A 7,421-nucleotide genomic window follows, 5' to 3' on the forward strand; every position below is an offset into this window, starting at 1 on the left:
TCCTTTCCTTGCAGAAGATGTCTTCTGCAGTTTGCCGCAAAGCGCGACGGTTGGCTGCAGACGCCATCCACCCCATCCGCGAAGCAGACGCTCCACCAAATTTGCCGACTGTCCGCTTCGAGCCCAGAACAGTCGCTCCATAAGACATCAATCGGAGCCTGCAGCCGATGCGGTAAGAAGAGAATTAGAGGGCTGGAGCGGTTCCAGTTTTCTTTTCCAGTGACCGCAGTACAACAATCATGTAAGCGGAAAGACCGGCCGCGAAAAAACACCAAATCGATGTAAAAGCGTGGGACGCGAAGAAAAAGCCGACCAAGACTGAGATCAGGATAAGAAGTCCAAAAACTCTGATTTTAGGGTGAGAAGACAACAGCAGCGGGACACAGATGATCACGGCATATATCACCCGCGCCACCATTTTGCTCGTTTCATTAGTGAACATCTCCGGATTCAAATAACGGATCGAATTGTGAATGAGGTCAATCTGCAGAATGCTTGGATTCAACATGATAGGCAGGTACAAGAGCGACCCTCCAGCAATGCCCAAAACTGTAAAGGCGATGAAGAGGCGTTGCCGAAAACGGTACGGCTCGCAAGCAGCAGCTGAAAATGGCACCCAAGTTGGCCAAAACCAGTACGCAAAGAACAGAAAAACCATCGCCGCTGAGACACTTTCATAACCTTGGTGCTTTTCAATTCCTAGCCACACAAAACCTTCCGCAACCTGCTGCATTCCAAAGAAAAGTGGATAAGTCGCTAGCGGTAAGATACGTACACCGACCCGCCAAGCAAGCGGAATTGTGATCGCGCTACTTGCGATCAAGACGCCGCCTACAGCAAAACTGGCATTTGCAGAAAAACACATACTCTTACAACTTTAGCACGCTTTGTCTTGCACGTCTCGTAGCAGCAAATTGGCTCGACAAATCACCCTAAACTGTCCCATTGGCGCTGACGTCAGACATCTTCGTCGCAAGTATCACCTCGGTTCAATGCGGACCTGGAAACGGGTTTCTTGATTGTCACTTTTTCCGTCCAAAGCGACCATTATTTCAAACAGACAGGGAATGCGTAGAGATGGCTTTTTAGATTAATAATTCCGTTAACGTTCGGTATAGGCCAAATCCTGCTCCCGCAACCAAAAATACCTCAATAAACACAATATGCTAGCGTCCAACAGGGCGATTTCCGCGCGTGGGGCATCCTCGCCCGGTGCTACAACGGTGCTACGCCAGAGAGCATCCCCCAATCCTGTTTCTGGTATTGAAAGACAGACCTGTGCAGGTCGGCCAGTTCACACGCTCGACGCTCAGACAGGCTGTGCCGATCCATCACGTCCGACACGGCCCTTCGCTTAACGTCAGGCGTCAGTAGTTTTTTGTCGCGAGATCCTTGAGCGCCGCGTTTTCCAGCATGGCATCCGCCAGCATCCGTTTCAGACGGTTGTTTTCGTCTTCCAGCGCTCTCAGCTTGTTCGCATCCTAGGCATTCATACCGCCAAACTTGGCTTTGTTTTTCTAGAACGTCGCGTCGCTGATCCCGTATTTGCGGCACAGCTCCTGAGCCTTCACGCCCGCCTCGTATTCCTTGATCATTCCAATGATCTGCTCGTCGCTAAATCTGCGTTTCATAGCCCATCCTTTGCTTGGACGGATTACTAACACCTCAATGGCCTGATTTCAGGGGGCTGGATCACGGGGTGCAGCACAACCGGCGGATCATTTGATGCCGAATTGATGATGCCTTCGAGTGCGGCTTTGCGCGCTTCTTTCAAGCCTCAAGGAACTCCTTGGAGCAGCTGCAATACAAGCTCTGCGCTATGCCCTCACGGCGACACAGCTCTGCAATGCTGTCCTCGCCCTTCAGACCGTCCAGCACGATCCTGATCTTCTCTTCGGCAGAATACTGTTTGCGCGTCGCACGGCGAATGTCTTTGACGACCTTCTCACCGTGGCTCCGCTTGGTTCCGGGTTTCTGTCTCATCTCCACTCTTTGGTGGTTACGATGGGCCAGAAACCCTCTCTTATCAAATCAACCTAAACTGTCCCATTAGCGCTGACGTCAGACAGGTAGTTCGGCAAGGCTCATGTGTCAGTGTGAATCGGTCAAACCCGGGATCATCGTGCGACCACCACCGTCGATGACCTGCCCCCCTGCGACTGCGACCTCCTCAGTAGTGAATTGTGCAATCAATTTGCCAGAGACCACGACATTGGCGCCATCGATCAGTTCTTCATTCAAACCGTCGAAAACGTTGACGTTGGCAATAACAATGGGCCCGGCAGGTTGATCCTGCGCCCCCGCGATCGACGCCGCGAGGACAAAAAAGAGGCAATCACGGTTCTACGCGATATGATGCTCACTCCATGTCGAACTTGTATATGGTGCCATCCTTCATGATCATGCCGAAATTCGCCTTCGCATCGCTGATCAGTTGCAGGTCCTCCAGCGGATTGCCGTTGACGAGGATCATGTCTGCATAGGCACCTTCCTCGATCACGCCGAGCGGCCCGAGCGGATAGGGCGTTAGAAGCCCCGACATCTTAAGCAATTCGGCGTTGTCGCAGGTGGCCATCTTCAGCGTCTCGTAGGGGGTAAACCACCGTTCCATCTTCGCCAGCACCGCGCCCTGACGTTTCGCAAGGTCCGCACTGAAGAGCGTGTCAGTACCGAAGGCAATCTTCAGGCCCAACTCCTTGGCGGTGCGGTAGACGAAATCGGTTCCGTCGGTGACGAACTTGTACTTGGCCTTCTGGAACTCGTTCAGGGCCGGTGCGTCTTCGTCATCGAGGAATGGCTGCATGCTGAGCCAGACATCGTTGTCTTTAAACATCTGCAGTGTTTCGCGAGTCGACATATGCGCGTGCTCAACACTGCGCGCGCCATTTTCGATGGAGTGTCGAACCGCTTCGTCATTGATCGCATGGGTGGTCACATAGGTGCCCCAGGCTTCTGTCGCCTCGACAGCAGCCTTGAATTCCTCATCGGTGAACTGGATGGTGTGGATCGGGTCGTAAGCCGAGGTGACACCGCCGCCCGCCATCAGCTTGATCTGGGTGGCACCCTGCATGAGGTTTTCGCGCGTGCGCTTGAGAACGTCCGGTACGCCGTCCGTGATGTAGAACATGTTGCCTCGCTCGAAGGAGTGCAATTCGCCGGCGCCCTGCGGCACATCTCGCGTCATGCGAAAATCCTGATGGCCCGCTGTGATCGACAGCGCGGGTCCCGAGGGAAACACACGAGGTCCGTCGATCAGACCCTCGTTCGTTGCCTTGGCGATGTCGAACATCGGGCCAGCAGTATCACGCACCGTGGTGAAGCCGCGGGCAAGCGCGTTGTTCTGCGCCTTGGCGGCCAGAAGGTTCCAGTACCCCTCGCCGGTCAGTGCCAATTGGGCGATGGTGGCCTCGGCAAAGATCCCGTGCCAGTGGTTGTCGATCAGGCCTGGGATGAGCGTATAACCCTCGGCATCGATCTCGAAAGCGCCTTCCGGTGTCGGGATGTCGCTGCCGATCTTCTGGATCAGCTGGCCAGAGACCAGCACGTCGGATTCTGACAATTCCTCGTCGCAGCCATTGAATATCTGCGCACCTCGAATAAGGACATTGTCGAATTTCATTCTGACGTTGGTGGTTTCAATTTCGCCGATTACGCCGGCTGGGACGACCGCATGGTTGGCGTCATGTGCCAGAACGCTGACCGGAGTTGCCGCGAGCGTGGTGCAGAGAAAATAGGTCAACATTTTGTTGGACATGATTGGTTTCCTCATTTTCAGATTTTGGACGAATTTCGTTGTGATTGCACTGGGTAGTTCAGGGGTGGAGTTGTGCCGCGCTGTGAAAATTGCAAATTGAGACGGGGGACCCTAACGGCCCATTTCTGCTCCGCGTAGAACTGTTTCGAGCGCCTGGAGGTGGGGTGGGTTTGAAGTAGGCAGGCAGCAATAAAGTGGACCGGCATCAGAAATTCAGCACCTTGTATCCGACCTGGACAGACCACTCAGCCGGTCTGTCACCGCCGAAGAGAATGCCAGGCTTGATGAACACTTGACCATCGCCGCCAAATGCCTTGCCTGTCAACATGCCTGCAGTCACCTGCAGGCTGCCGAAGGTCGCGTCTGTTTCCCAATCGTGGATGATTGCGGGATCGAATGTCAGGTAGAAACGCGGATTCTTCAGCTTGGGAACATAGTAGAAGTCGATCGTGGTCGTGTTTACATTCTGGCCTTGATCATTCCCGCCCTCCAATCCGAATGTTTGAACCCAGGCTGGGGCGAAAATTGCTCCGTTGTTGAGAAACCAAGCGTAGAAGGCCGAGGTTTCACCGGCAAATTGCCCATACCCGGCGGCTTCGGTTTCCGCTGTGTTCAAAAACAGTTCAAAAGTGAAAGCGGCCCCGTTTTTTTCGGTAAGGTGGAAAACGTCAATGTAGGTTACGCTTATGTCGCCCAATGTGAATTCAACCCCTGGCTCTCCGCCGTAGATGGGGTTTGCGTTGAACGGGCTGTCCGAGCCTGGGACGGTTATTCGGAACGCCCGTTTTCCACCCTCACCGAAAGGTTGCGTGTAGAAGGCCTCGAACAGGCCGGTGTTCAGGTCGGAATTGATCTGGTTGAACTGATACTGGAAGCCAAACTGCGTTGTCAGCAGTGTTGGATTGGTTCCGTTGTTGATCTCGCTGAGGTCTTCCTGAGCAGAAACAGGTTGATTGATCGCGGCAGTAAAGACAGCCGAGATAGCGCCAACTCTGAGCAGTCTTGACATTAGCATCCGGTCCTCTGTCCGGCCCGAAGATTTGCATTCCGCGTAACCCACTTAATTATTCTCCATCTGATGCCGCCGAACTGCCCTGATTATCTTTCGTCTGCCGATGACAATCAGAAGTGAGATACGCCCGAAATTCTATTTTCAGCTCATTCAAAATCTGTTCATATTCTGCCGCGCGAGGCGGAAGATTTTTCCAGCGTATTATGGCTTGTTCGGCTATTTCCATCTCTTCACAGATTGACCGGAATACTGGGTCCTCACGAAACTGAACAAAGATCCGCTCACCTTGCTCGGGGTACCTGTCAATCAAATTTTCCAGAAAAGCGTCCATTATCCGTTGTGCTCCTGCCGGACCACAGCATCAAAAGGCGTGGATTAGAACGTTGTTACATGTTGTATACATGCAGTTCGCAGGCCAAAAAAAGTATGGCCAGATGGCTTGTTACTTCTATTTTCTTTTCTTAAGGGTTCTATGGACCAGTGAGGACAAAAGTGACCAGCAGTCATTGGCCGACACGTTTGGAGATGTCCGAAGAGGACATACGTCGACAACTCGAACGAATACTTGACTATAGTGGACTGCAGTCCAGTGCCCGGCGTCGCGAGATGCTGGCATACATTGTCGAGGAAGCCTTGGCGGGTCGCGAGAACGAACTGAAGGCGACCACTATCGCAATCGCGGTCTTCGGACGTGGGTCTGATTTTGATCAGCAAGCCGACCCGGTCGTGCGGCTCGAAGCCCGAAAGCTGCGCAGGGATCTCGACAACTACTATGTCGGGCGAGGTAGCAATGACCCGATCCGCATTAGTATTCCAAAAGGTCATTACATTCCGAAATTTTCCGCACGAGAACAGATTGTGCCCGAGGCAGTTCATCCCAGGGCGACTGAGGTTGCCGACCACGAGCAAGTGTCGAAGCCTAATACAAGGTTCTACACGGGACTGGCTTTGCTGGTGGTCATGTGCCTAGTCATTTTTGCCGGATTTGGTTTCTGGTACGAGAGACCTGATAGCCCTGTACCAGCAATAGCCGAGAGGCCCGACAAAAAAGTTTCCATTCTAGTTGAGGATTTTGAAGTTCGAACGGACGACGCTCTTGTTTCGCTTGTCGCTTCGGGCCTGACCAATGAGCTTGCTGCGGATTTGATCAAGTTTCCGGATCTTGCAGTGCATATTGCATCTGCTCAAGTCGCGCAGGGCTCGGGGACCACGTCGTTCGATATCCATCAGCCAACCGCTGAGTTTACAGTGACCGGCGACGTTTGGCGCGATGGCGGCGAATTACTTATCCGAACCAACCTTGTGCGGCGGGATGATTTCGAAGTCTTATGGAGCGAGCGCTATGCCGAGGGCACCAATGGCCAGAGCATAACCGAAATTCAGGACACGATTTCTGCGCAGATCGCTTCGACAATAGGGCAGCAATACGGATATGCGCTCCGCGATGTTCGCACTGACAGACTTGTGGATCGAAACGACCCAACACTGCGAGGGTTTGCGTGTGTCGCGAGTGCACAGATTTACCGCAGAACATACCATCGAGATCAATATCAGGCTGCGCGGGATTGTCTGGAAGCGACCGTTCGCGAGGACCCGGAATACGTTCGCGCATGGGCAATGCTGGCCTACCTGCGCAATGATGCTGCCCGGTTCGGTCATGAGAAAGTGCTTTCAAGGGACGCGGCCTTTGCCCTTGCCAAAGAGGCAGCGGCACGCGCTATCGACTTGGATCCCCAGGATACAGACGCGCTTCAGGCGATGTCCCATGTTGAGCAATATGCAGGTGATATGGAGCGCTCGATCGAGTTTGCACAAAGGGCCGTGGAAGTTAACCCCAACGATCCAGCCGCACTGGCCAATCTAGCGATCCGCTATGGTATAGCAGGTCGCTTCGACGAGGGAGTTCCCATTATGCATCGCGCGATAGACCGCTCTGTTGCGCCACCGCCGTTCTACTTTCACCTGCTGGCCGCGGACCATCTGCTTAGAGAGGAATGGGAGGAACTGGCCATAGATGCGGAACACGCCTCCACTGATGGCTGGTCCTTTGGCCAGGCTTTGCTTGCCATCGCTTACAGCAAACTCTCAAATGAAACAGCCGCACGAGTTGCTCTCAATAGACTGGCTGAGCTCGACCCGCTTCTCTACGAGGACCCCAAAGCATGGCTGGAATCGCATAGTATGAACACGGTTCTTGTCGAAGCCGTCACCGAGGGCTTGTCAGAAGCGCACACTTTTGTTGACGAATGAAAGCCGGGCGTAAAGCTCTTCGGATCTCAGTGACAGACTCCGAGCTGCTTTTCTGCTGCAGATTTGTACCCTAGCCCATCGTGCCTTGAAGAAAACGTAGATTCTCCGTGCGGAGCTTGGGTGTGCGGTCGCTACGACGCCAAAGCGCATACACAAGGTAGCATTTCTCTGATGGTTGCATCAAAGCTGAAAGACTGCCGACAGGAAGAACGCTATGGCCGTTCGAACTGTCAAAACTATGACAGAAGTTGCCACCGCATAGTTTGCGCGGAACGGACCTTAGCGCAGACCGCAGCGAATGACAGCCTCCTGCCGATATTGTTGAAAAACAACGTGTTGCTGGCGCAGAGAGAGGCGTACCGAACTGAGCGCGAGTGCCTTTCTTGTCAGGCTTTGCTCGTTTGC

The 7,421-nt window shown here is 53.5% G+C and carries 5 protein-coding genes and 2 pseudogenes; 1 reads left to right on the plus strand and 6 read right to left on the minus strand.

The window, feature by feature from the left end; genetic code table 11:
* Positions 1–184 precede the first annotated feature (184 nt).
* The 6 genes and pseudogenes from ACR0AM_RS21135 to ACR0AM_RS21160 all read right to left on the minus strand — a co-directional run bounded on the left by ACR0AM_RS21135 (position 185) and on the right by ACR0AM_RS21160 (position 5,097).
* The gene (locus ACR0AM_RS21135) at positions 185–865 is read right to left on the minus strand and encodes a DUF6629 family protein (protein WP_480521568.1); all 681 of its coding nucleotides are present in this window, start codon (positions 863–865) and stop codon (positions 185–187) included.
* Positions 866–1,290: 425 nt separating this feature from the next.
* Positions 1,291–1,631: pseudogene (locus ACR0AM_RS21140) on the minus strand (transposase); the annotation flags it as partial.
* 142 nt (positions 1,632–1,773) lie between these two features.
* Positions 1,774–1,983, minus strand: a pseudogene (locus tag ACR0AM_RS21145) (transposase); the annotation flags it as partial.
* A 376-nt stretch (positions 1,984–2,359) separates the two neighbouring features.
* Positions 2,360–3,754 carry a metal-dependent hydrolase family protein gene (locus tag ACR0AM_RS21150; RefSeq protein WP_480623945.1) on the minus strand — a complete coding sequence of 465 codons (1,395 nt, stop codon included), beginning with the start codon at positions 3,752–3,754 and terminating at the stop codon, positions 2,360–2,362.
* 205 nt (positions 3,755–3,959) lie between these two features.
* Entirely contained in the window at positions 3,960–4,769 is an 810-nt protein-coding gene (locus ACR0AM_RS21155; protein WP_480519229.1) for a hypothetical protein, read from the minus strand.
* 49 nt (positions 4,770–4,818) lie between these two features.
* The gene (locus ACR0AM_RS21160) at positions 4,819–5,097 is read right to left on the minus strand and encodes a hypothetical protein (protein WP_480474882.1); all 279 of its coding nucleotides are present in this window, start codon (positions 5,095–5,097) and stop codon (positions 4,819–4,821) included.
* 275 nt (positions 5,098–5,372) lie between these two features.
* On the opposite strand from ACR0AM_RS21160, the gene ACR0AM_RS21165 reads away from it, so the two are divergent.
* Complete coding sequence (locus ACR0AM_RS21165) at positions 5,373–7,016, plus strand: hypothetical protein (RefSeq protein WP_480623946.1); 1,644 nt, start codon at positions 5,373–5,375, stop codon at positions 7,014–7,016.
* The last annotated feature ends 405 nt before the right edge of the window (positions 7,017–7,421 follow it).

Source organism: Ruegeria sp. AD9, assembly GCF_056542305.1.

Bases quoted from the DNA above. Each gene is read 5' to 3' on its own strand.
- ACR0AM_RS21135 (WP_480521568.1), bottom strand. From the start codon at position 865: ATGTGTTTTTCTGCAAATGCCAGTTTTGCTGTAGGCGGCGTCTTGATC.
- ACR0AM_RS21150 (WP_480623945.1), bottom strand. From the start codon at position 3,754: ATGTCCAACAAAATGTTGACCTATTTTCTCTGCACCACGCTCGCGGCA.
- ACR0AM_RS21155 (WP_480519229.1), bottom strand. From the start codon at position 4,769: ATGCTAATGTCAAGACTGCTCAGAGTTGGCGCTATCTCGGCTGTCTTT.
- ACR0AM_RS21160 (WP_480474882.1), bottom strand. From the start codon at position 5,097: ATGGACGCTTTTCTGGAAAATTTGATTGACAGGTACCCCGAGCAAGGT.
- ACR0AM_RS21165 (WP_480623946.1), top strand. From the start codon at position 5,373: ATGCTGGCATACATTGTCGAGGAAGCCTTGGCGGGTCGCGAGAACGAA.